Genomic DNA, 22,708 nt, shown 5'->3' with positions numbered 1-22,708 from the left:
TTACCCGTGATTAACAATAGGACGGGTATCCCCGACTCAAGGGGGAACAGAAAAATGACGACGATCATCCCGTCGCCTGCAGTGCAGCGCGATCACTATCTCCTGCTGTCCGTGCTGCGGTCGCAGGGGCTGGAAATCGCCGCCACCGACGCCACGCCGCGTCCGGGCGACCGGTTGCTGGTGACCGCAGGCGAAGCAACGCCGGCGCCGGCCCGGACGATGGTCGTTGCCAAGGGGCGGCAGATCGCCCGCCCGTTCATCGACGGTGCCCCCGCGATGGTCGGTTTCGACGATGCCGATCCCGCGATCGGCGCAGGTTTCGCCAGCGCGATGCTGCGCGATAGCGATGCGGTGGTCGCCGCCGATCCCGAGAGCCTGGCGCTGCTGGCGCTTGCCGAGCGAATCGGCCGGTCCGACATCACCGTGCTGATCAACGGCCCGACCGGCACGGGCAAGGAAGTGATGGCGCGCGCCATCCACCGCGCGTCCGACCGGCGTGACGGCCCCTTTGTCGCGATCAACTGCGCCGCGCTTCCCGAAACCATGCTGGAAGCGATGCTGTTCGGCCATACCAAGGGTTCGTTCACCGGCGCATCGTCGGGCGGCCAGGGTTTTTTCCGTGCGGCGAATGGCGGCACATTGCTGCTCGACGAAATCGCCGAAATGCCGCTGGCGCTTCAGGCCAAGCTGCTCCGCGCGCTTCAGGAACGCGAAGTCGTGCCGATCGGCGCGACCGAGCCGGAAAAGATCGACGTGCGAATCATCGCCTGCGCCAATCGCGACCTTCAGGACGAAGTGGCGGCGGGCCGGTTCCGTGCCGACCTCTACTATCGCCTGTCGGTTTTCCCGCTGACGACGCGCGCACTGGCGGAGCGCAAGGCCGATCTGCCGGCGCTGGCGACCGCGATGATCGCGCGTCATGCCGGCGGCCGTGCCCAGCTTCCCTGGCTGTCGCGTGAGGCGCTGGACCAGCTTGAGGCGCATGACTGGCCGGGCAATGTGCGTGAACTGGAAAATGTGATCCAGCGCGCGCTGCTGCTGTCGACCGGCGAGCGGATTGAAGGGTCCGACATCATTTTCGACCGCCCCAGCGCCCCGCGCGCGGTGGCCAATGAAGATGCTGGCGGGCGCCTGTCCAACATCGTCCAGATGCACGAATTTCAGGCGATCCGCGAAACGCTGGCCGCGTGCAACGGCAGCCGGGTCGAAACCGCGCGGCGGCTGGGCATTTCCGAACGCACCCTGCGCTATCGCCTGGCGCGACTGCGCGAACAGGGTGAGACGATCTCCGATCAGAGGGCTTCGGCATGAGCGTAAACGGCATCGGCGGCGGCGCGATGAGCGTCGACCGGATCATGGCCATGCGCCAACAGATCCTTGAGAAAAACCAGGCACTGTCGCGCGCCAATCAGGAGGTTGCGGCACCCGCCGCCGCGCCCACGGCCGCACCGCCCGCGATCAGCAGCTTTTCCGACACGCTGGAAGGCGCGCTGGGGCAGGTAAATCGCGCCCAGCATCAGGCCAGCAACCTGTCCGCCGCCTATGAACGCGGCGAAACGATCGACATCGCCAAGGTGATGCTCGCCCGCCAGCAGGCGTCCGTCGGGTTCGAGGCCACGCTGCAAGTCCGCAACAAATTGCTGTCCGCTTACAAGGACATCATGAGCATGCCGGTGTAACGCGCCATGTCCAACGCACTTGCAACCCTGCCGCCCGCCATCGCCCAGCCGCTGAAACAGGCGCAGGGGCTGCTCCAGCAACCGGCGGTGAAGCGCGCCTTGCCGCTGGTGATGATCGTCAGCCTGATCGCCGCCGCCGCGCTGGCCTGGGTGATGATCGCCCAGCCGCCGCAGCGGGTGCTGTTCCCAAATCTGGGCGACGCCGACAAGGCCGCGGTCAGCGACGCGCTGTCGGCCGCCAATATCCCGTCACATATCGACCAATCGGGCGCGATCACCGTCGCCGACGACGATTATCACCGCGCCCGGATGCTGCTGGCCAGCCAGGACCTGCCGAAAGCGGCGCCCGGCGGCTATGCCATTCTCGACGAACTGCCGATGGGCGTCAGCCGTGCGGTCGAGGGTGAGCGACTGAAACAGGCGCGCGAAACCGAACTGGCCCGTTCGATTGCCGAGATCGACGCCGTCATCGATGCGCGCGTCCACTTGGCCACGCCAGAAGCGTCGGTGTTCGTGCGCGACAATGCCCGCCCCTCCGCATCGGTCATCGTCCGGCTGGAGCCAGGACGCACATTGTCGGACAGCCAGGTGCGCTCGATCGTCAATCTGGTTGCCGGGTCGGTGCCGGGGATGAAGTCCGACGACGTGACCATCGTCGATCAGATGGGCGCGCTGTTGTCTTCCAAGGACAGCCAAGCCGGCGCCAGCGCGGGCGACGCACGCATCGACTATCAGCGGCGGGTCGAGGACAAGTTCCGGCTTCAGCTGTCCAAGTTGCTGACGCCGCTGGTCGGCGCGGGCAATTTCTCGGCCGAGGTGCAAGCCGATGTCGATCTGGACGAAAATCAGGCGACGCGCGAAACCTTTGACAAATCGGGCGTGGTGCGCGCCGAACAGGGCCAGTGGCAGAGTCCACAGGCAGCCGCCGGTGCGCCCGGCGGCATTCCCGGCGCGCTGTCCAACACGCCGCCCGCCACCGCCACGCTGACCAATCCCAACGACCCCGCAACCCAGCCGGGCGCGGGCGTGATGGGCGCCGGCGGCAAGGCTAGCGAGGAATATGCCCGCACTTACGACCTGGGCAAGCAGGTGTCGGTGACGCGTCAGGCACCCGGCAATATCCGCCGCCTGTCGGTTGCGGTGCTGCTGCGTGAGCCCGCGGGTGCCAAGCCGCGCACCGCGGCCGAGCTTCGCCAGGTGACCGAACTGGTCCGCGCCGCCGTCGGCTATAGCGCGGCGCGGCAGGATCAGGTGACGGTCATCAGCCGACCCTTCTCCGCCGAAGTGACCGATGCCGACGCCCGCGCCTGGTACGACGCCGAATGGTTTCCCGTCGCCGCCCGCAATGGCACGGCGTTGATGATCGCGCTCCTGGTCCTGTTCGTCGGCATCCGCCCCATCGTGCGCTCGCTGTCGAAAAAGGGCGGCGACGCCAAGCCCGAAGCCGCGCTGGCGCTGCCCGGTGCCGACGGCGCGACCGCCGTCGATGCCACAGGCGCGGCAACCGCCATGGTCGAGGGGCCGGACGGAACGCCAGTCGCCGCCCCTGTGCCCAGCGCCAATGCCGAACTGGTCAGCATCGAAATGCTGCAGTCGGCGCGCAGCTATGACGAACGCGTGGGGCTGGTCCGCGGCTTCACGCGCGACAATCCGACGCGCGCCGCGCTGGCGGTGCGTGACATGATCCGGGGTGACGAACAGTGATGGAACCCCTGCGCCAGTTTTCCGGCGTCGAACGCGCCGCAGTGTTGATGATGCTGGTCGGCGAAGAGGAAGCCGCCGCCATCCTGCAAAAGCTGGAGCCGGAGGAAGTCCGCCAGCTGGGCAAAGCCATGTTCACCGTGGCCGATGTCAGCGAGGAAGAAGTGGAGTCGGTCCTCGACGATTTCATTGCCCATGCGCGTGACCGGACCGCCATCGGCTTCGACCCGCGCCCCAAGATCGCCGGCATGATGAACAAGGCGCTCGGCCCCGAAAAGGCCGACAGCGTGCTGGCGCAGATCACGCCGCCCGAAGCGGCCTGTGCGATCGACCTGCTCGACTGGATGGACCCCGGCGAAATCGCCAGCCTGATCGAAACCGAACATCCTCAGATCGCTGCCGTTCTGATCGCCAATCTGGACCCGGCGGTCGCAGGACAGGTGCTGGAAATCCTGCCCGAACACCTGCAGCCACAGATCCTGCACCGCGTCGCGCGACTTGGGCCCGTCACGCCCGAGGCGATCGACACGCTGCGCGCGGCCCTGTCGGCGCGTATCGGCCAGCCGCAATCGGGCACCGGCCTGCAAATGGGCGGGACCAAGGACGCCGCCAAGATTCTGTCGAGTGCCCGCAAGGCGACCGAAGCACGGGTCATGCCCAAACTGGCCAAGCTTGACCGCGATGTCGCCCGCCAGATCGAAGAAGCGATGTTCGTTTTCGACAATCTGCTCGAAATGGATGACAAGAACCTGGGCGTGCTGATCCGCAACGTCGACACCGACCTGCTGGTGCGCGCGCTGAAGGGCATCGACGAAGCGGGACGCAACCGCTTCCTGGGCTGCATGTCGGCGCGCGCCGCGGACGGTATCCGCGACGAAATGGAAGAGCGCGGCCCGATGCGGCTGAGCGAAGTGCTGGACGCGCAAAAGGCGGTTATCGCGACCGCCCGTTCGCTGGCCAAGGAAGGCACGATCATGATGGGCGGCGGGGAGGATGATTATGTCTGAGGCATGGTCGCCACAGGCCGCTTTCGCCACCAGCGCGCCGGTCGCCTTTGCCGCAGGGTTTGCCGGGCGGCACGACGATATCGGCGATGCGCTGCGCCGCGCCTTTTCGCCGCCGCCGGGATTTGCACCGACACCGCCGGGCAACCGCGAACCCGAACAGGACCTCTCCCCCGCCGAGGAAGCCGCGCCCGAACCGCGCCACTTCCACCCCGCCGACCGCGAGAACAAGCCGACCGAGGGCTGGGACCCCTTTTCCGCCGCCGCCGCCAGCGTCGATGCCGTCGCCACCGCCCGCGCTGAGGGCTATGCCGAGGGTCTGCGGGAAGCGCGGGAAGAGGCGGCTATAGACCGGAACCGCGACCGCGCGCTGCTGGACGGGCTGGCTCAGGCGCTATCCAGCGTCACTTGGCTGGACCGCGAACGCTTTGCCACGCAGATGCGCCAGACGGTGCTGACACTGGTCAGCCAGTTGATCGGCGAAACCGGCGTGAGTGCGGACAATCTGAACGCCCGGATCGAGGCCGCAGTCGAACTGCTGGCTGATTCGACCGAATCGGCGATCCTGCGGCTCAATCCCGCCGACATGGCGCTGGTCGATGGCCGGTTGCCCGCCACGGTGTTCGCCGTTGCCGACGCCGACATGGCGCGCGGCGCCTTCAGCCTGGAAGCAGCCTCGACCATCGTGGAGGACAGCCCCGAACGATGGATCGAACAACTGACGGCCGCAATCGATCGCGTGCCGTTGCCGAAATGCTGACGCGTTTCGCCGACGATTATCTGGGTGCCATCGGCAGCGCCGCCATTGCCCCGCGCCCGCGCGTATCGGGGCGGCTCGCATCCTATGACGGATTGCTGATGGAGGCGGTGGGCCTGTCGCTGCCCGTCGGCACGGTGTGCGAAATCGGCGAAGGCACCGCGCGTGTCGAGGCGGAAGTAATCGGCTTTCGCGGCAATCGCACCCTGATGATGAACCTGGGCGGCCCCGCCGCACTGCTGCCACAGGCGCCGGTGCGCCCAATCGGCGCGCCGGGTGAGGCAGAGGTGGGCGCCGCGCTGCTGGGCCGCGTGGTCGACGGCGCGGGCAAACCCATTGACGGGCGCGGCCCGATCCGGGGCGCCGGTCGCTGGCCGCTGGCGGGGCACATCCAGAACCCGCTGGATCGTGGTCGCGTGCTGGAGCCGCTGGATGTCGGTGTGCGTGCGATCAACGGCCTGCTGACCATCGGTCAGGGCCAGCGCGTCGGCATCATGGCCGGATCGGGCGTCGGCAAATCGGTGCTACTGGGCATGATCGTGCGCGCGGCACAGGCCGATGTGGTCGTCGTCGGCCTGATCGGAGAGCGCAGCCGGGAGGTTGCCGACTTCCTGGAAACCAAGATTTTCGGGGAGGCACGCGCGCGGTCGGTGGTGGTTGCCGTGCCCGCCAATCATTCGCCGGTGCTGCGTATTCGCGGCGCGCTGCGCGCAACCGCGATTGCGGAGGCGTTCCGGGCCGAGGGCAAGCGCGTGCTGCTGATCATGGATTCGCTGACCCGTGTCGCCCATGCCGGACGAGAGATCGGGCTGGCGCTGGGCGAACCGGCATCGGCGCGCGGCTATCCGCCGTCGGCCATCGCGATGCTGCCCAGCCTGATCGAACGCGCGGGCACCTGCGTCACGTCCGGCGGGTCGATCACCGCCATCTATACCGTGCTGGCCGATGGCGATGACGGGAACGACCCGGTGGTCGATTCGGCGCGCTCGATCCTGGACGGACATATCGTACTCAGCCGCGCGCTGGCCGAACGCGGCGTCTATCCCGCCATCGATGTCGGCCCGTCGGTCAGCCGCGTGATGACCGACATCGCGCCGCGCGACCATGTGCTGGCGGCGCGGACGCTGCGCCGTCATCTGGCGACATATGAGGAAAATCGCGATCTGGTGCTGATGGGCGCTTACCGCGCCGGGGCCGATCCGGCGATTGACGCCGCCATCGCCGCCAACGGCGCCGTCCTCGAATATATCCGGCAGGACTCGCACGAGGTCGTGTCGCTGGGCGATGCTGTAGCCGAGCTTACGGGCGTGTTTGGCGATGCCGGCTGACCCGAAAAAACTGGAGCGGATCCTGCGCGTCCGCACGCTGCAACTGGGCCTGACCCGTGCGGAGGAAGCACGCGCCGCCGACCGGGTGGCCAGCGAACTGGCGCTGAAGAACCGCATCGCTCACCTCGCCGCCGAGGTCGCACCCACGCCGTCGAGCAAACCCGCCGACGCGCTCAGCTTTGCCGCGTCAGCGCATTATCGTGACCGTCTGCATGCCTCCGCCGATGCCGCCGAAGCGCGTGTGGCCACCGCCCATCAAGGGCTGGCAAGCGCCCAAGCCGCCACGCGAGAGGCACGGCGCGACCAGAGCGCTGTCGAAAAGCTGATCACCCGCGCCGATCACGCCGCCGCGCTCAAGGCGATCCGCGCGTTGGAAGACCTGCCGCCGGGCCGTGCGCCAAATCGGCACGATCCTTGCTGATTGCCGGGGCATATGCTGCCCGACCTGATCCTCTCGCCCGGTTCGCACGGACCGACCCAGCCCGCCACCGCCGGTGAACGGCCCGGCCGCGCGCCGTCGACCTTTGCCGCACTGCTCGGATCGGCAAGCATCGCGGCACCGGTTATTCCCGCTATTCCGGGGAGTGGCACGCTCGCACAGCCTATCGTCGTCGATGCATCGCTGCCCGCCATCACCGCGCCGATTGCGTCCTTAAGCGCCGACGGTGCCGCGATCACATTGCCCCGATCGGGCACGACGACGCCTCTCAACGTCGACCGGTTGGTTGCGCCGTCCGGTTCCGAGGGCAAGTTCACATCCGAACCGCGTTCGGGTGCCGATGCGCCGGCGCTGATCGCTACGCCGCGCGAGCGCCCGATGGTCCTTACCCCGGGCCTTCCGCCGGTACGTTCCGACGACGTCCATAGCGCAAACGCGGCTGCCCAGCCCGCCGCTGGCCACAGCCTGACCGACGAGACAGCGTCGACCTTTGCCATGCTGCCCCCTTCGACAATGAGCGCGCCGACCGTTATTTCTGGCACCGACACGCCCACCCTTGGCCCCGATAAAGGATTCGTGAACGCAGACCGGCCTGTTGCGACAATAACCGCTGGCGAAAGCGCACTGGGCACTGCCCCGGCCATTCTAGACGACACCGGTAGCGCAGCCACGCTGCCTCAGCCCGCGAACGCTCCCGCGCCGGTCGCCGCGGCGCTCCAGGCGCCCGCAGCAGGCAATGAAAAGGATACGTCAGCAGCGCCTGTCACTGCTGCCGCACTGGTGGCCGGGGCCAGACCGATCGCCGAGGATCGGCAAGACAATGCCATGACCGGCAAGATGTTGCCGGACGATGCCGCTCCGACAACGCCACCCCCGCCGCCAGCCGCGCCAATCGTGTCGCGCTTCGCCAAACTGCCAGAACCAAGCGCAACGAAGCCGCGTGCGGGCGCGCATCCATCCGATCCGAAGCTCCCCACAGGCGACAGCGTCGTTGCCCGCAAGAGCGTGGCCGCCCCGAAGCGAGACGCGGAAGGCGGTCGTGCAAAGCACAGCGACGGCGAAGGCGCCGCCGTCATTAATCTCCTGGCGGCACCACGGGACGACGCGGAAGCCGATCCTGCAAGCGACAGCATTAGCGAAGGTGACGGCAACGGCTTGCTTGCGCTGATGCCGCAGAGCGATCCGCAGCCAGAGGTCACGACCGCAAGCCCGACGCCACAGAACACGGTGCAAAATGCGGCCCCTCTCCCCGTTCGAACGGGGGTGATCGCAGCGCCGGTGGACGCGCCCGCACCTGCGCCTGCCCAGAGCGCCGCATCGGGTCAGCCGACGCCTCCAGCGGCCGCTGCCCTGCCCGTCGCCGAGCATGCTACCCCGTCACCCCCGCCTGGATCAGCGTCCGCGACGCCGCTGGACATGCCCGCACCGGTCGCGGTTGCGGCCGCCGTGGTCGAACGGCCCCGGTTCGAGGTTGCGCCAGCCGCCACGACATCGTTTCAGGCTTCGCAGGGCGTTGCCATGCAGCAGCCAATGGCGGCCGACGAAGCCGCTTCCGCCGCAGTCGCCCCAGCAAGGCGCAGCGACGCGCCCGTGCGCCCAGCGCTCCAGCGGACCGCCGTAGCGGACGAAGCAGCGGCCGCGCCCATTGTCGCCGGGACCGACCGCCTGCTTCGCGCGCGCCCGAACACGGCCTTTGCGGTCGAATTGCCTAATGTTCAGGCTATGCCCGATGCCGCGCCCGTCGACGCGCAGGCACAGGTCGATGCCACCGCCACGCTGACGTCGGCGCCCATCGACACCAGTCGTCAGGAATGGCTGACAGCGATGATCGATCGCATCGAAACGGTCATGGGCGAAGATAACGGCAAGGTTGAAACGCGGATCGCGCTGTCGCCCGACGCGCTGGGCGACGTCGAGGTACGGCTGGTCGAAACCGATCAGGGCATCGCCGTCACGCTCGATGCAGCAGCGCCAGAGGCCAAGGCACTGCTGAGCGAAGCTGCGCCCCGCCTGTCCGACATGGCAGAAGCGCGCGGGCTGCGGCTGAGCGCGCAGACCATGGGCGGCGACGGTCAGGGTGGGCAGCAGCGCACGCCCCACCGGCCCGACGCCGACGCCCCCCTTACCAACCGCCGCGCCAGCAACGGCGCGGCCGAGCCCTCAACCGACGAACGAATCGCCTGATCGCGGGGAAATTGAAACATGAGCGACAACAAGGAAGCAGCAGCCAAGCCCAAGAAAAAGGGTGGCGCAATGAAATGGGTGCTGATCGGCATGGGTGGCCTGATCCTGGCCGGGGGCGGGATCGGTGGCGGTCTTTATGCCACCGGCATGATCGGCGGCAGCCATGAGAAGGCCGAATCGGATCGCCCGCGCTTGGTGCCGCGCAGCGAACAGAAGCGCCCCGGCGAACCCGAAGGTGGTGACGGTGGCGGCGAAACGACGCCAGAGGGCGAAGGCGGCAGCGAATTCGCGTCGAATTACTACACGCTGGAAAAGGAGTTCACATCGAACCTGGCCGACAGCGTGCATTTCATCCAGGTCGGTATCGCCGTGTCGACTCCCTATGACGACAAGGTCATCAACAATCTGAAAACGCACGAAATTGCCGTGCGTTCGGCGGTGTTGATGGCGCTTTCCGAAACCAGCGAAGATCAGGTTTTCACCGCCCAGGGCAAGCAGCAACTGGAAAAGCGGCTGGTCAAGGCGATCAACGACACACTGAAGCAGAAAGAGGGCTTTGGCGGGATTGGTAACGTCTACTTTACCAATTTTGTTGTTCAGTGAATTCGCATGGTTAACAAGGCTTCAGGAAGCGCCGCGTCGGATCGACGCCAGCGTCAGCGACCGGACGCATCGCACGCGGCCAAGCTGGGCGCGGCGAACCTGAATCCGTTTGGCGACCTGCACACGCTGCAACATCTCTCGGCGCGTTTGGCACGTGGCCTGCGCGGCGTGTTCGAACCCGTTCTGCGCCGTGCGATCCGCAGTTCGGCCGAACCGCTCAGCGTCATGCGCTTTGCCGATTATGTCGCCGAACGGCCAAAGGTGCTGACCGCGTGGCTGCCCATGGCGATGCATCCGACGGCGGGCAACGCGCTGCTGGTCCTTGACGGGCGCTTCACGCTCGGAATGCTGGACATGTATTTCGGCGGCGTTGGCGATGCGCCCGACCCCATGCCCGGCGAGTTTTCCGCTGCGGCAGAGGCGCTGGTCGAACGACTGGGCCGCACCATTGCCGAACCGCTGTCGGCGGCATGGGAGCCGGTCTCCCGCCTCGATTTCACGCCGGGCCGGGTTGAGATCAATCCGGCGATGCTGTCGGATTTCGATGGTGAGGACGCGGTGATCGTCACCCGTTTCGCCCTGGTGGCAGGTCAGGGGGAGCCGGTGTTCGTCGACCTGGTCTACCCGGTCGCCGCGCTCAAGCCGATCGGCCCGTCGCTGAACGCAAAGGTGCATGGCCGCACCGCCGAACCCGAACCGCGCTGGCGTAACGGCCTGACTCGCGCCGCGATGGGCGTGCGCTTTCCCGTTCGGTCGGTCCTTGCCGAACCCGTCATGTCGCTGGGCGCGCTGATGGAGCTGAAGCAGGGCGACGTCATTCCCATCAGCTTTGGTCAGCATGTGCCCATCATGGTCGGCGCCCATCGGCTGGGTACCGGCATGGTTGGCACCCAGAACGGCCGTGCCGCCATCTGCATTCACCAGCTCGAGAATCTCGAGGAAGAGGATCTTCACCCATGAACGACATGACCGGCGGCTTTCCCACGGACGCCCCGATCAGCCCCGGCGTCGCGGCCAATTTTCGGCTGCTTCAGGACGTCGACGTCAAGCTGACGGTCGAGATCGGATCGACCAGCCTGACCTTGCGCGAATTGCTGGCGCTGGGTGAATCGAGCGTCATCGAACTCGACCGACAGGCGAACGAGCTGCTGGACGTATTCGTCAACGGCACGCTGATTGGTCGCGGCGAAGTGGTGACGGTGGGCGACCGTTTCGGCGTCCGCATGACCGAACTGGTCAGCCCCGAACGCCGGGTGCGCTGAACCCCATGATGTGGTCCTATGTCCTGAAGCTGCTGGTGCTTTTGCCGCTGGTGTGCGGGTTGCTGGTCGGGTGCCTGTATCTGTGGCGCCGGCTGGAATCGCGCATGCCCGGCAATCAGGGTGAGCGGATGCTGAAGGTGCGCGAGACGATGATGATCTCTACCGGCACGCGCCTGGCCGTCCTCGATTTCGAAGGGCGCCGCCTGCTGGTATCGATCAGCCGTTCGGGGGTCACGCTGATCGACAAGGTGGATCAGTGATCCGCCTTGCCCGCCCCTTGCTGTTTGCGCTGGCTGCATTCGTGCTGACGCTGCTCGCGGTTGAACCGACGCTGGCGCAGGCGCTGCCCGCCGCACCCGTCCCCACGACGCCCGCCCAGCCGGGGGTCGGCGACGCGCTGGACCGCGCGCTGGGCCAGCTGGGCGGCGCCAACGACGCGCCGCTTGCGCTGTCGCTTCAGGTCCTGATCATCATGGGCCTGCTGACGGTGCTGCCCGGCATCGTCCTGATGATGACCAGCTTTACCCGGATCATCATCGTGCTGGCGATCCTGCGTCAGGCGCTGGGCCTGCAACAGACCCCGCCTAATCAGGTGTTGGTCGGCCTGAGCCTGTTCCTGTCGCTGTTCGTGATGGCGCCGACGATCACCCGCGTGAACGAAGCCGCGATCAAGCCCTATGCCGCCGGGCAGATCGGCGCCGAACAGATGATCGAGACGGGCGGCGCCTCCCTCCACGCGTTCATGCTGAAACAGACGCGCGTGAAGGACATCACGATGTTTTCCGGCATCGCCAAGACCGGCCCCTATGCCAATCCGCAGGACGTGCCCTTTTCGGTGCTGCTGCCCGCCTTTGTCACGTCGGAGCTGAAAACCGCGTTCCAGATCGGCTTTCTGGTCTTTCTGCCCTTCATCGTCATCGATCTGGTCGTCGCGACGGTGTTGATGAGCCTGGGCATGATGATGATGTCACCGACAATCATCTCGCTGCCGTTCAAGCTGCTGTTGTTCGTGCTGGTCGATGGCTGGGCGCTGACCATGGGCAGCCTTGCCAACAGTTTCGTGAGCTGATGCGGGGATGGACGCCGAATATTTCCTGTCGGTCGCGCGTCAGGCGATGTGGATCCTGGCGCTGGCATCGGCGCCGATCCTGTTGCCGGCGCTGGTTTCGGGCCTGATCCTTGGCATGATACAGGCCGCAACCTCTATTCAGGAACAGACCCTGTCATTCGTGCCAAAGCTGATGGTGGTGGGCGTCAGCCTCGTCATCTTTGGCGGCATGATCCTGGGCCTGCTCAGCGATTTCACGATCAGCATCTTCGAACGCATCCCGGATCTGGTGCGATAGGGCGATGCTGGGCCTGGGCCTCGCCGTCGAGCCGCAATTGTGGACACTGATCTTCACCATGGTGCGGATCGGCGCAGCCTTTGTCGCAGCGCCAGTATTCGGGGCGATCAGCGTGCCGGTGACGGTGCGGGTCATCCTGTCCGCTGCGGTCGGGGTGCTGATCATGGGGTCGATGCCCATCGCCGCACCGACGCAGGTCTTTGCCCTCACCACTTTCCTGTCGATTGCGGCAGAGGCTTTGGTCGGGCTGGCGCTGGGCTTTATTCTGCAAATCGCCTTTGCCGCGCCGCTGATTGCCAGTGAAGTGATTGGCGGATCGATGGGCCTTGGCTTTGCCACGATGATGGACCCCCAGCGCGGCGCCAGCAGCCCGGCGCTGGGCAATTTCCTGTCGATCCTGCTGACGCTGCTGTTCCTGTCGGTCGACGGGCACCTGATCCTGGTCGATCTGATTGCGCGATCCTATGAGCTGTTGCCGCCGGGCGCGGCATGGTTGGGCGCCAATGCGCTGCGCAACATCGCGATGTTCGGAGGCTATGCCTTCCTTGCCGGGTTCCTGCTGGCACTGCCGGTCGGGTTCCTGCTGCTCTGCCTGAACATCGTTGTCGGCATGTTGTCGCGCTCGGCCCCCGCGCTCAACCTGTTCGCGGTCGGCCTGCCCGCCAGCCTGTTCCTAGGCGTCGTCGCGCTGTTCGTCGCGATGCCGGCAATGGGCGACTACATGCTGGTGATCGTTCGCGAGGCGCTGGACGCCGCACGCGCGCTGGTGATCGGCTGATGTCGGGCGGCGGCGAAAAGACCGAAGCCCCGACACCGCGGCGGCGCCAAAAGGCCGCCGAGGAAGGCAATATCCTCAAGTCGCGCGATCTGGGCGCGGCGCTGGTGGTGCTGCTGGGTTGCGGTTGGCTTGTGGCGTTCGGGCCGATGCTGTTGGGCGCGATCCGCGAAGTGGTGATCGCCAGCCTCTCCTTTGGCCGCGCCGATGTTGAGCATTTCGAACCCTGGCGCCCGCTGGCGGAGGCGGGGTGGAAACTTGCCCCGGCGCTGGGCGGGCTGCTGATCGTGACGATGGCTGCCGCCATTGTCAGCCAGGCGATGCTGGGCGGCCTGTCCTTCAACGGCAAGCTGTTCGCGCCAAAGGGGTCGCGCATCAATCCTGCCAGCGGCCTGGCCCGTATTCTGGGATCACAGGGCTGGATCGAGCTTGGCAAGTCGCTGCTCAAAATCATGCTGCTGGGCAGCATCGGCTGGTGGATGCTGTCGATGACCGCGCAACGCGGGTTGGGTGTGGTGTCCAGCGACCTTCAGCACGCGCTGGGCGGACTGGGCAGCCAGTTGACGATGCTGATGCTCGCCATGTCGGCGGGGCTGGTGGTGATTGCGGGCATCGACGTGCCGATCCAGATCCTGCAGCGCCTCAAGAAACTGCGCATGACCAAGCAGGAGGTGAAGGACGAGCACAAGGAAACCGAAGGCTCACCCGAGGCAAAGGCCGCGCAGCATCGCCGCCGCCACGAAATGGCCAAGCGCAGTTTCCGCAAATCGGTGGGGGAGGCGCATGTCGTGCTGACCAACCCGACCCATTTCGCGGTCGCGCTGCGATATGAACGCGGGCGGGACAATGTGCCGGTGGTCGTCGCCAAGGGCCGCGGGGCCACTGCCCTGGCCCTGCGCGAACTGGCGGCCGAAATGGCGGTGCCGGTGCTGGAATATCCGACGCTGGCGCGTGCAGTCTATTACACCAGCCGCGAGGGGCAGGAGATTCGCGACGACCTGTATCTGGCGATCGCGACGGTGCTGGCGTTCGTTTTCGGCGTCAACGCGGCCGCCGGGGGCATTCAGCCGCCGGTCGATGTGCCGCTGGGTGCGCGATTCGACGAAAACGGAAATTCGCTGGCGACGGCTTAAAAAACCGGCCGTCCGGTCGTTCATTGAGGAAAGGAGCGCACCGATGGCCGTCGGATCAATCACCAACAGCTTGGGCGTCGGGTCCGGCATTGACGTGCAGGCACTGGTCGAAGGCCTGGTAGACGCTCAGTTCGCGACCAAGAACTCGCTGCTCGACCAGCGTGAGGAGACGCTGACCGCCCAGGTTTCGTCCGCGGCCGAGCTGAAGAACGCGATCACCGGCTTTTCGAACGCGCTGGCAACGCTGGTCAGCAGCGGCACCTTGTCCACGCAACCGACCAGCAGCGACTCGAGCGTGCTCAAGACCAGCCTGCTGGCGGGCGGCAGTGCCACCAATCTCAACGCATCAGTGGAAGTGCGCCAGATCGCGCAGGCACAGGCCAGCAATTCGGGACTGGTGGCCGCCGCCAACACCCCCTTTGAAACCGGCAAGCTGACGCTGACCTTCGGTTCGGCTACGGTCGAAGCAGGCGTGATGACCGACTTCATCCCCGGCAGTGCCGCCAGCATCGACATAACCATCGGCCAAGGCGACGCCACCCTGTCAGGCATTGCCGCCGCGATCAACGCCAAGAAAGCGGGCGTCACCGCCAGCATCGTCAGCGACACGACCGGCGCGCGACTGGTGCTGAAGGGCGCGACCGGTGACAGCCAGGCCTTTACGTTGACGGCGGTGGCCGATCCCGCCGCAAGCCCGGCACCCACGCCCGCACCCGCCTCCCTCGCCTCCCTCGAGGTCGGAACGAACAAGCCTGCGACCATCGGCACGCAGGCACAGGACGCGATCGTCGCGATCGACGGCGTTGCGGTGCGCCGCCAATCGAACAGCATCGAGGATCTGGTTCCCGGCATCCGACTGGGACTGGTAACGGCAAAACCCGGCACGCTGGTTCAGGTCGGCACGACGCCCCCGACCGAGGGGCTGTCGCAAGCGGTGCAGGATTTTGTCGCCGCCTATAACGAACTTCAATCGATGCTGGCCACGGCCACCGACCCGAAGGAGGGCAGCCTTCGCGCGGACCCGGCGGCCCGCGCACTGAAGAGCCAGCTTTCGCAGCTGGCCTCGACTGTGCTGACGAGTGACACGGACGGACCGCGCACACTGGCCGAAATCGGGGTTTCCACTAATCGCGACGGCACGCTGGGCGTCGATACGACTCGACTGAACTCCGCGCTGTCCGCCAATCTGCAAGCGGTGGAATCGATGTTCAGCTCAACGAGCGGCCTGCCCGCCTCGCTGCGGCTGATCGCCTTGAGCGCGTCCAGCCGCACCACCGGCCTGGGCGCCAGTGAAACCCGCTATTCGGACATGGTGGCCGATGTGAGCGAACAGCGCGAGAAGGCGCTGGAGGCGGCAGAGGCGATGCGCACGCGCATGACCCAGCAATTCGCCAGCATGGACGCCAAGGTCGCGGCCTATAAATCAACGCAAAGCTTCCTTGAGCAGCAGATTGCTGCGTGGAACAACACGAACGACTGACGATGCCACGCTACGCAACCGTTCTGGCCGGTGATCCGGCTGCGACCTATCGTCAGGTCGATCTGGCCAGCCGCACCGGCGGCGCCGATCCCCATGCGCTGGTCGACCTGCTCTACGGTGAGGCGATCCGCGCCCTGTCCGGTGCCGCCTGGGCGATCGAGCATCAGGATTTCCGCATCAAAAGCGACCGGGTCACGCGCGCAACGGCGATCCTGTTCGCGCTGGAAAATGGCCTGGATTTCGAACGCGGCGGCGATGTGTCGCACACATTGGCCAAGCTGTATCGCGGGCTGCGCGCGCATGTTGTCGAGGCAAGCATCGGCAACGACCCCGCCCCGTTCCGCAACGCCGCCGCACAGTTGAAAGAAATCGCTGACGCCTGGGCCAGCGTTCGGCACTGACGTCAGGCGGGGGGCAGTTCCAGCATCAACTGCGCCTCACGCACCGGCGCGAAGCTGCGCCGATGAATAGGTGACGGCCCCAGCCGCTTCAGCGCCTCCCGGTGCCCCGGCGCGGCATAGCCCTTGTTCGATGCCCAGCCATAGCCCGGCCATTTCGCATCATATTCGTGCATCATCGTGTCGCGTCGATGCTTGGCGACAATAGAGGCGGCGGCGATCGACAGGCAGCGGGCATCCCCGCCGACAATGGCTTCGCTCGGCCAGACCCATTTGGGGCAGCGATTGCCGTCGACCAGCACCATCGCAGGCGCCACATCCAGCGCCTCCACCGCGCGAGTCATGGCCAGCATCGTCGCCCACAGGATATTCAGCTCGTCGATTTCCTCGACACTCGCCACGCCCACGCCGACGCGCGCGCAGCTCAGCAGCGCGGCACATAATTCGGCCCGACGCGCGGCGGTCAGCGCCTTGGAATCGTTCAGTCCGTCGGGAATGCAGCTGGCGTCGAGGATGACCGCGGCGGCCACCACCGGCCCCGCCAGCGGCCCGCGCCCGGCTTCGTCCACGCCGGCGACTGGGCCGGTGTGCCGTCCTTCGAAACTGTAATCAGGCATCGCGCAGCCGCCACGGCGGAAAGCGGCGCATCTCGCCCGCCTGATACAGGCAGACGATGTTGCCAGCCGGGTCGGTCAGCCGCGCCTCTCGCCAGCCCCATTGCTCGTCGCGCGGCAATTGGGTGAAGGTCATGCCCTGGGCCTTCAGATAGGCGACCATCAGGTCCAAGTCCCCGCATTCGAGGAACACGACCGGCGCGGCCAGCTCCTCCTCCGCCTCGATGCTCAATGTCGCGCCGCCCTCGCTTTCGAAACGGGCATAACGCTCATCGGCGCGCACGATCTGGCGCAGGCCAAGCAGGCGATAGAAATGCTCACTGGCCGACAGGTCGCGCGCGGGGATGGTCACATGGTTGAGCATCGGCGCCCAGCGCGACTGATTGAGGTCCAGCCGCACCGACTGTTGCGCCATCGGCCCGTGCCCCTGCCCCAACGGCGCGGCATCCTGCATCGCAATTCGCACAAAGCGCCGCGCGCGCGCCACCGCTTCGGGCAGCGACCAGTCCTTGGCCAATTCACAGGCGATGGCCGTCGACAGCGTGCATCCGGTGCCGTGCGTCGCATCGACATCGATTCGCGGGTCGCTCCATTCGACCTCTGGCGCAATGCCCGGCTCGGCGGGCTGGAACAGGCGGTCGGTCACCTGCCGCCCCTTGGCATGGCCGCCCTTGACCAGCAGCGCGCGACCACGCCGCTGCACCAGGCTTTGCGCCGCTTCGCGCTGCGCCGCCTTGTCCAGCACGCTCATGCCCGACAATGCCTTCAGTTCCGGCAGGTTGGGCGTGGTGACGGTGGCGATCCGCATCAGTTGTTCAAAGGCGGCGATCGTCGCATCATCGGCCAGCGTCGCGCCCGACGTCGCGACCATCACCGGGTCGAATACGACCGGAAGGCCCGGCATCTCACCCAGCCGCGCTGCCAGTGCCACGGCGGTCTTTGCCGAACCGATCATGCCGATCTTGACCGCATCGACGCCGATGTCGCGGATCACGCAATCGATCTGTTCGATGACCATGTCGGTCGGCACCGGATGCACGGCGGCAACGCCCATCGTGTTCTGCGCCGTAATCGCGGTGATTGCGGTCATGGCGTGGGCGCCCAGCATCGTCGCCGTCTTGATATCGGCCTGAATGCCAGCGCCGCCGCCCGAATCGGAACCCGCGATGATCAGGATGCGCGCCGTCATGGCCGGTGCCGCCGCTCGGTCGAGGCGGGGTTGCGCTTCAGCCGCTCACCCGTGCGCGTCGGGCGGTCCGACAGTTCGCCGCCGCAATTCGGACAATGCTCGTCCAGCACATCGGCACATTCCGCGCAGAAGGTGCATTCGAACGAACAGATGAACGCGCCATGCGCCTGGGGCGGCAGGTCGGTGCCGCAGCGTTCGCAGTCGGGCCGCATTTCCAGCATCGCGCCTCCATCGCGCGCGCAGCCACGCTTGGCAAGCGGGCGCTAGTCGTGTCTGGTGCTATCAACAGGGATGAACAGGGGGATTTCGATGCGTTTCGCGTTTTTCGCCGCCACCGCCACGCTTGCGCTCGCCACACCGGCGTCGGCGCAGCAGCAGCCGCCCGCGCCCGCCGCGAAGCCGGCGGCGCAGGTCAGCTATATCCATGCCGGCTCGCTGCTGGCGCGCCCGGGTGAGCGCGCGCGCGGCAATTCCACGATCATTGTGCGCGACGGAAAGATCGCCGAAATCCGCGACGGCTTTGCCGCGCCAGAGGGCGGCGCACGTCTGATCGACCTGAAGGACCAATATGTCCTGCCTGGCTTCATCGACATGCATGTCCATTTTTATTCGTCGGGCTATCCGCTTCAGGCGCGGATCGACGGGCCGGGGCTGGATCTGGAGGATCAGTTCGTCGGCGCGATGGCGGCAGCGCGCAAGACGCTGGACGCAGGCTTCACCACGGTGCGCGATCTGGGCGGGGAACCGCGCGGCATCCGCGCGCTGCGCGATGCGATCAATCGCGGTGAGGTCGCCGGGCCGACCATCGTCAATGCGGGGCACATGATTTCGGTCACGGCTGGGCATGGCGACGCCAACGGCCTGCGCCGCGAACTGGCGCATGTCGAGCGCGAACAGTCGCCCGAATTGTGCAACGGGCCCGACGATTGCCGTCGCGCCACGCGCGAACAGATCTTCACCGGCGCTGAGGTGATCAAGTTCGCGGCATCGGGCGGCGTGGGCTCGAACATCGCGGGCGGGCTTGAGGCGCAGATGACCTATGACGAAATGAAGGCAATCATCGACACCGCCCATGCCTTTGGCCGCAAGGCGACGGCACACGCGCATGGCAAGTCGGGGATCGACACCGCGCTTCGCGCCGGCGTCGATTCGATCGAACATGGCAGCTATATCGACGATGAGACGATCGCCCTGTTCAAGCAAAAGGGCGCCTATCTGGTGCCGACCATGCACGCCTTTGAAAGCGTGATCCGCCAGGGCCGCGCCGGGGAACGCCCGCCCGCCAGCGTCGCCAAGGCCGAACAGGTCGCAACCGTGGTCAAGGCCAGCCACCGCAGGGCGTTCGGCAGCGGCATGAAAATCGCCTTCGGCACCGATTCGGGTGTCGGCCCGCACGGCACGAACGCGCTCGAGTTCAAATATATGACCGATGCCGGCATGGACCCCGCCCGCGCGATCCGCGTGGCGACGATCGACGCCGCGACGCTTTTGGGCCGCGCCGACAGCATCGGCTCGATCGAAGTGGGCAAGGACGCCGACATCATTGCGGTCGCGGGCGATCCGGTGGCGGACGTGACGCGACTGCAAACCGTGCCCTTCGTCATGCGGCGCGGGGTCGTCCACAAGCTGGGCGGGGAGCATCAGGCGACGACAGCGAACTGACCGCGCGGGCGGCGGGATGGGCGCGTCCCGCCGCACCCCGGTTGCGCGAATGGCGCGATGCGCTATTCGCCCGTCCCTGATTCATCATCCAGCACCACGAAGGAAGACATGAGCGACAACATCTCCGCCGAGCAGCTGCGCCTCCTGATCGAGCGGATCGAGCGGCTCGAAGAGGAAAAGAAGGGCATTTCGGACGACATCAAGGATGTGTACGCCGAAGCCAAATCAACGGGCTTCGACGTCAAGACGATGAAGTCGATCATCCGCCTGCGCAGGATGGAAAAGCATCACCGCGACGAAGCGGAAATGCTGCTCGAAACCTATAAGCAGGCACTGGGCCTCGTCTGAGCCGCACGCCAGCCCCTTGAGCCGAGGGGGCGGGTGCGGCTAGAGCGCTCGCCCTATCGGCGCCGTGGCCCCTATCGGCCGGCGCCCTACAGGATCAACGCACCCGGAAGGCGCGCACGGCAATGGCAGGTCACAGCAAATTCAAGAACATCATGCACCGCAAGGGTGCGCAGGATAAGAAGCGCTCGTCGCTCTTTTCCAAGCTCAGCCGCGAAATCACCGTCGCGGCCAAGATGGGCACCCCCGATCCCGACATGAACCCGCGCCTGCGCGCCGCCGTCAACGCGGCCAAGGCGCAGTCGATGCCCAAGGACAATATCCAGCGCGCGATCGACAAGGCAGCGGGCGGCGACACGGATAATTACGAAGAAATCCGCTATGAGGGCTTCGGCCCCGGCGGTGTCAGCCTGATTATCGAAGCGCTGAGCGACAATCGTAACCGCACCGCCACCAATGTCCGCACGGCGGTCAGCAAGAATGGCGGCAATCTCGGCGCGTCGGGTTCGGTCAGCCACGGTTTCGACCGTATGGGCCTGATCAGCTATCCGGCAAGCGCGGGCGACGCCGAAAAGGTGTTCGAGGCCGCGCTGGAAGCGGGGGCCGAGGACGTTTCCTCCAGCGAGGACGGTCACGAAATCTGGACCGCGCAGGACGCGCTGCACGAAGTCGCAACCGCCATCACCCCCGTGCTGGGTGAACCGGAAGGCGCCAAGCTCGCCTGGCGGCCGCAAACGATGGTCGCGGTCAGCGAAGAAGACGCAGCCACGCTGTTCAAGCTGATCGACGTGCTGGACGACGACGACGACGTCCAGACCGTCTGGGGCAATTACGAAGTCTCGGACGAGATCATGGAGAAGCTGGGTCAGTGACCCAAGCCGTGCGATGCTGATCCTCGGCCTCGACCCCGGCCTGGGCACCACCGGCTGGGGTCTGGTCGAGCAGCAGGGCAACCGGCTGATCCATCGCGGCAACGGGCGGCTGCGGACCGATACGGCCGCGCCGCTGGCCCGCCGCCTCGCCCATCTCGACATGATGGTCGCCGCACTGATCGTCGACCACGCGCCGGTCGCGGCGGCGTGCGAAGAGGTGTTCGTCAATTCGAACGCCCGCTCGACGCTAAAGCTGGCGCAGGCGCGCGGCGTGCTGCTGGCGGCGGCCGCGCGCGCGGGGCTGGAGGTGGGCGAATATGCGCCCACGCTGGTCAAGCAATCGGTCGTCGGCACTGGCCGCGCGGAAAAGGCGCAGATTCACGCCATGGTCGCGCGGCTGATGCCCGGCATCACCATTGCGGGGCCCGACGCGGCGGACGCGCTGGCGGTCGCGATCTGTCACGCTCACCACCTTGCCAGCGCGCGCCGGGGCATTTCCCTGCGCTAGGCGCTCAGGCGCGCCAGCCCAGCCCCAGCGCCTTTTGCAACGCCACATAATCGGCGGTCATCGCCGCTGTCGCTTCGACCAGCCCCTGTTCGGCGGCAGTGCGCTGCCGTTCAGCGTCCAGCGTGTCGATCAGCGTCGCGACGCCAGACCGGTAACGCTGCTGCATCAAGGTGGCCGCGCGATCGGCGGTCGCTGTGGCGCGGGCCGCGTTTGCCACCGCGCTGCGACGCGCCGCAAAGCGCGACAGTGCGTCTTCGGCATCGCGAAGGGCGGTCAGCACGGCGCCGCGATATTGCGCCGCCGCTTCGTCCCGCGCGCCTTCGGCCTGGCCGACGCGCGCGCCGCCCCGGCCGAAATCGAGCGCATTCCACGCCAGCCGCGGCACCGCCAGCCCGACCAGCTTGTCCAGATCGAACAAGTCGCCGGGGTCGGTGCCACCGATCCCGATCAGGCCCAGAAAGCTGATGTGCGGCAGGTTGGCGGCCTTGGCCACGCCGATCTGCGCCGTGCGCTGCGCCAGCAGGCGTTCGGCGGCGCGGACATCGGGCCGGCGCTGCAACAATTGCGCGGGGTCGCCCACCTTTACTTCGGCCGGGGGCAGCGGCACCGGGCGCAATGCGGCCAGTTCGTTGTCCAGCGTCCCCGGCGCCTCGCCCACCAGCACCGCCAGCGCGTTAAGATAGGCATCGCGCTCCGCATCGATCGGCACGATGGCGGCGTCGCTTTCGACGACCAGCCCGCGCAAACGCTCGACATCCAGCTGGCTGGCGGTGCCCGCGCGGAAACGCTGTTCGGTCAGCGCCAGCATCCGGCGCCGCGTCTCCGCCGTCTGGCGGCCCAGTTCCAGCCGCCGCTGCCGGTCGCGCAGGTTGACATAGGCGCTGGCGACTTCCGCCGTCAGGCTGACCTGCGCGTCTGCGACCTGCGCCTCTGCCGCCGCCACGCCTGCGCGCGCCGCTTCGACCCGACGGCGCTGGCCACCGAACAGGTCGACTTCCCAGCTGGCGTCAAAGCCGACATTGTAGAAATCAACGGCGCTGGTGCCCCCGGAATCGCCTTCCCCGCCGCCGGTCAATCCGCCTTCGGGCAGTTCGGCGCGCACATAGGTGCCCTGAAGATTGCCGTTGGGCAAGCCATTGGCACGGTCCAGGCGAAGCGAGGAGCGCGCCTGCTTCAACCGCGCTTCGGCCACGTCGACGCTGGGGTTTTCAGCCAGCGCGCGCGCGACCAGTCCGTCGAGGATGGGGTCGTTCAGCGTCGTCCACCAATCGGCCACTTCGGGCGCGGCGACAGAGGTATCGCCCGCCCGCACGAAACCAGACGGCGCGGCGACGGCACCCGCGCTTTTGGGCCCGTCATAATTGGGACCAACGGTGCAGGCGGCGAGCGCCGACAAGGACAGAAGCGGCAGGATCTTACGCATGAGGGG

26 protein-coding genes are annotated in these 22,708 nt (G+C 66.8%); 22 read left to right on the top strand and 4 right to left on the bottom strand.

From position 1 onward, the window contains the following. Positions 1-54 precede the first annotated feature (54 nt). From ACAX61_RS13205 to fliS, 18 genes are read left to right on the top strand one after another with little or no spacing between them, the layout of a single operon-like run. The gene (locus tag ACAX61_RS13205) at positions 55-1,311 is read left to right on the top strand and encodes a sigma-54 interaction domain-containing protein (protein WP_370715298.1); all 1,257 of its coding nucleotides are present in this window, start codon (positions 55-57) and stop codon (positions 1,309-1,311) included. Continuing rightward, positions 1,308-1,679: a flagellar hook-basal body complex protein FliE gene (gene fliE / locus ACAX61_RS13200; RefSeq protein ID WP_370715297.1), complete on the top strand. Its 372-nt coding sequence runs from the start codon at positions 1,308-1,310 to the stop codon at positions 1,677-1,679. The genes ACAX61_RS13205 and fliE overlap by 4 nt, the downstream gene beginning before the upstream one ends. 6 nt (positions 1,680-1,685) lie before the next feature. After that, positions 1,686-3,383 (top strand): flagellar basal-body MS-ring/collar protein FliF, encoded by a 1,698-nt coding sequence (fliF, locus tag ACAX61_RS13195; protein ID WP_370715296.1) that lies wholly within the window; start codon positions 1,686-1,688, stop codon positions 3,381-3,383. Further along, a complete protein-coding gene (gene fliG / locus ACAX61_RS13190; RefSeq protein WP_370715382.1) occupies positions 3,383-4,387 on the top strand; it encodes a flagellar motor switch protein FliG in 1,005 nt (334 codons plus the stop codon). The genes fliF and fliG overlap by 1 nt, the downstream gene beginning before the upstream one ends. Continuing rightward, on the top strand, positions 4,380-5,144 hold the full coding sequence (locus ACAX61_RS13185; RefSeq protein WP_370715295.1) for a FliH/SctL family protein: 765 nt from the start codon (positions 4,380-4,382) through the stop codon (positions 5,142-5,144). Before fliG ends, ACAX61_RS13185 begins: the two co-directional genes overlap by 8 nt. Continuing rightward, positions 5,138-6,469, top strand: a complete 1,332-nt coding sequence (locus tag ACAX61_RS13180) for a FliI/YscN family ATPase (RefSeq protein WP_370715294.1) — start codon at positions 5,138-5,140, stop codon at positions 6,467-6,469. Before ACAX61_RS13185 ends, ACAX61_RS13180 begins: the two co-directional genes overlap by 7 nt. Then, a complete protein-coding gene (locus tag ACAX61_RS13175) occupies positions 6,459-6,890 on the top strand; it encodes a hypothetical protein (protein ID WP_370715293.1) in 432 nt (143 codons plus the stop codon). Before ACAX61_RS13180 ends, ACAX61_RS13175 begins: the two co-directional genes overlap by 11 nt. Positions 6,891-6,902: 12 nt before the next feature. After that, positions 6,903-9,092: a flagellar hook-length control protein FliK gene (locus ACAX61_RS13170; protein WP_370715292.1), complete on the top strand. Its 2,190-nt coding sequence runs from the start codon at positions 6,903-6,905 to the stop codon at positions 9,090-9,092. Between the two features lie 18 nt (positions 9,093-9,110). After that, positions 9,111-9,695, top strand: a complete 585-nt coding sequence (locus tag ACAX61_RS13165; RefSeq protein ID WP_370715291.1) for a flagellar basal body-associated FliL family protein — start codon at positions 9,111-9,113, stop codon at positions 9,693-9,695. A gap of 6 nt (positions 9,696-9,701) precedes the next feature. Beyond that, positions 9,702-10,655, top strand: coding sequence for a flagellar motor switch protein FliM (locus tag ACAX61_RS13160; RefSeq protein WP_370715290.1), 954 nt, complete (start codon positions 9,702-9,704; stop codon positions 10,653-10,655). Further along, positions 10,652-10,957 carry a flagellar motor switch protein FliN gene (fliN, locus tag ACAX61_RS13155; RefSeq protein ID WP_370715289.1) on the top strand — a complete coding sequence of 102 codons (306 nt, stop codon included), beginning with the start codon at positions 10,652-10,654 and terminating at the stop codon, positions 10,955-10,957. The genes ACAX61_RS13160 and fliN overlap by 4 nt, the downstream gene beginning before the upstream one ends. Positions 10,958-10,962: 5 nt before the next feature. Then, on the top strand, positions 10,963-11,217 hold the full coding sequence (locus ACAX61_RS13150; RefSeq protein ID WP_370715288.1) for a flagellar biosynthetic protein FliO: 255 nt from the start codon (positions 10,963-10,965) through the stop codon (positions 11,215-11,217). Continuing rightward, positions 11,214-12,026 (top strand): flagellar type III secretion system pore protein FliP, encoded by an 813-nt coding sequence (gene fliP / locus ACAX61_RS13145; RefSeq protein ID WP_370715287.1) that lies wholly within the window; start codon positions 11,214-11,216, stop codon positions 12,024-12,026. Before ACAX61_RS13150 ends, fliP begins: the two co-directional genes overlap by 4 nt. 7 nt (positions 12,027-12,033) lie before the next feature. Then, positions 12,034-12,303: a flagellar biosynthesis protein FliQ gene (fliQ, locus tag ACAX61_RS13140; protein ID WP_370715286.1), complete on the top strand. Its 270-nt coding sequence runs from the start codon at positions 12,034-12,036 to the stop codon at positions 12,301-12,303. A 4-nt stretch (positions 12,304-12,307) separates the two neighbouring features. Next, positions 12,308-13,081 carry a flagellar biosynthetic protein FliR gene (gene fliR, locus ACAX61_RS13135; RefSeq protein ID WP_370715285.1) on the top strand — a complete coding sequence of 258 codons (774 nt, stop codon included), beginning with the start codon at positions 12,308-12,310 and terminating at the stop codon, positions 13,079-13,081. Beyond that, positions 13,081-14,211: a flagellar type III secretion system protein FlhB gene (locus tag ACAX61_RS13130; RefSeq protein WP_370715284.1), complete on the top strand. Its 1,131-nt coding sequence runs from the start codon at positions 13,081-13,083 to the stop codon at positions 14,209-14,211. Before fliR ends, ACAX61_RS13130 begins: the two co-directional genes overlap by 1 nt. Before the next feature lie 43 nt (positions 14,212-14,254). Next, positions 14,255-15,691, top strand: a complete 1,437-nt coding sequence (fliD, locus tag ACAX61_RS13125; RefSeq protein WP_370715283.1) for a flagellar filament capping protein FliD — start codon at positions 14,255-14,257, stop codon at positions 15,689-15,691. Between the two features lie 2 nt (positions 15,692-15,693). Further along, on the top strand, positions 15,694-16,092 hold the full coding sequence (gene fliS, locus ACAX61_RS13120; protein WP_370715282.1) for a flagellar export chaperone FliS: 399 nt from the start codon (positions 15,694-15,696) through the stop codon (positions 16,090-16,092). 2 nt (positions 16,093-16,094) lie between these two features. On the opposite strand, the gene rnhB is transcribed toward fliS, so the two are convergent. Genes rnhB through ACAX61_RS13105 form a run of 3 tightly spaced genes read right to left on the bottom strand, consistent with a single transcriptional unit; the run spans position 16,095 to position 18,113 of the window. Further along, positions 16,095-16,706, bottom strand: a complete 612-nt coding sequence (gene rnhB / locus ACAX61_RS13115) for a ribonuclease HII (protein ID WP_370715281.1) — start codon at positions 16,704-16,706, stop codon at positions 16,095-16,097. Continuing rightward, positions 16,699-17,892, bottom strand: a complete 1,194-nt coding sequence (gene thiD / locus ACAX61_RS13110) for a bifunctional hydroxymethylpyrimidine kinase/phosphomethylpyrimidine kinase (protein WP_370715280.1) — start codon at positions 17,890-17,892, stop codon at positions 16,699-16,701. The genes rnhB and thiD overlap by 8 nt, the downstream gene beginning before the upstream one ends. Further along, positions 17,889-18,113, bottom strand: a complete 225-nt coding sequence (locus tag ACAX61_RS13105) for a DUF1272 domain-containing protein (protein WP_370715279.1) — start codon at positions 18,111-18,113, stop codon at positions 17,889-17,891. Before ACAX61_RS13105 ends, thiD begins: the two co-directional genes overlap by 4 nt. A gap of 88 nt (positions 18,114-18,201) precedes the next feature. Here ACAX61_RS13105 and ACAX61_RS13100 point away from each other — a divergent pair, with 88 nt between their 5' ends. The 4 genes from ACAX61_RS13100 (at position 18,202) to ruvC (ending at position 21,279) form a co-directional block, all read left to right on the top strand. Continuing rightward, positions 18,202-19,554, top strand: a complete 1,353-nt coding sequence (locus tag ACAX61_RS13100; RefSeq protein ID WP_370715278.1) for a metal-dependent hydrolase family protein — start codon at positions 18,202-18,204, stop codon at positions 19,552-19,554. A 108-nt stretch (positions 19,555-19,662) separates the two neighbouring features. After that, the gene (locus tag ACAX61_RS13095; protein ID WP_370715277.1) at positions 19,663-19,902 is read left to right on the top strand and encodes a DUF2312 domain-containing protein; all 240 of its coding nucleotides are present in this window, start codon (positions 19,663-19,665) and stop codon (positions 19,900-19,902) included. Positions 19,903-20,024: 122 nt separating this feature from the next. Then, complete coding sequence (locus tag ACAX61_RS13090) at positions 20,025-20,771, top strand: YebC/PmpR family DNA-binding transcriptional regulator (RefSeq protein ID WP_370715276.1); 747 nt, start codon at positions 20,025-20,027, stop codon at positions 20,769-20,771. A 13-nt stretch (positions 20,772-20,784) separates the two neighbouring features. Next, positions 20,785-21,279 (top strand): crossover junction endodeoxyribonuclease RuvC, encoded by a 495-nt coding sequence (gene ruvC / locus ACAX61_RS13085; RefSeq protein ID WP_370715275.1) that lies wholly within the window; start codon positions 20,785-20,787, stop codon positions 21,277-21,279. 4 nt (positions 21,280-21,283) lie between these two features. Here the strand turns inward: ruvC and ACAX61_RS13080 are convergent, their stop codons facing one another. Further along, a complete protein-coding gene (locus ACAX61_RS13080) occupies positions 21,284-22,702 on the bottom strand; it encodes an efflux transporter outer membrane subunit (protein WP_370715274.1) in 1,419 nt (472 codons plus the stop codon). Positions 22,703-22,708: the final 6 nt, after the last annotated feature.

This window comes from Sphingomonas sp. IW22, assembly GCF_041321155.1.
Taxonomy (GTDB): Bacteria; Pseudomonadota; Alphaproteobacteria; order Sphingomonadales; family Sphingomonadaceae; genus Sphingomonas.
This window is presented reverse-complemented; position numbering and strand designations above follow the sequence as displayed.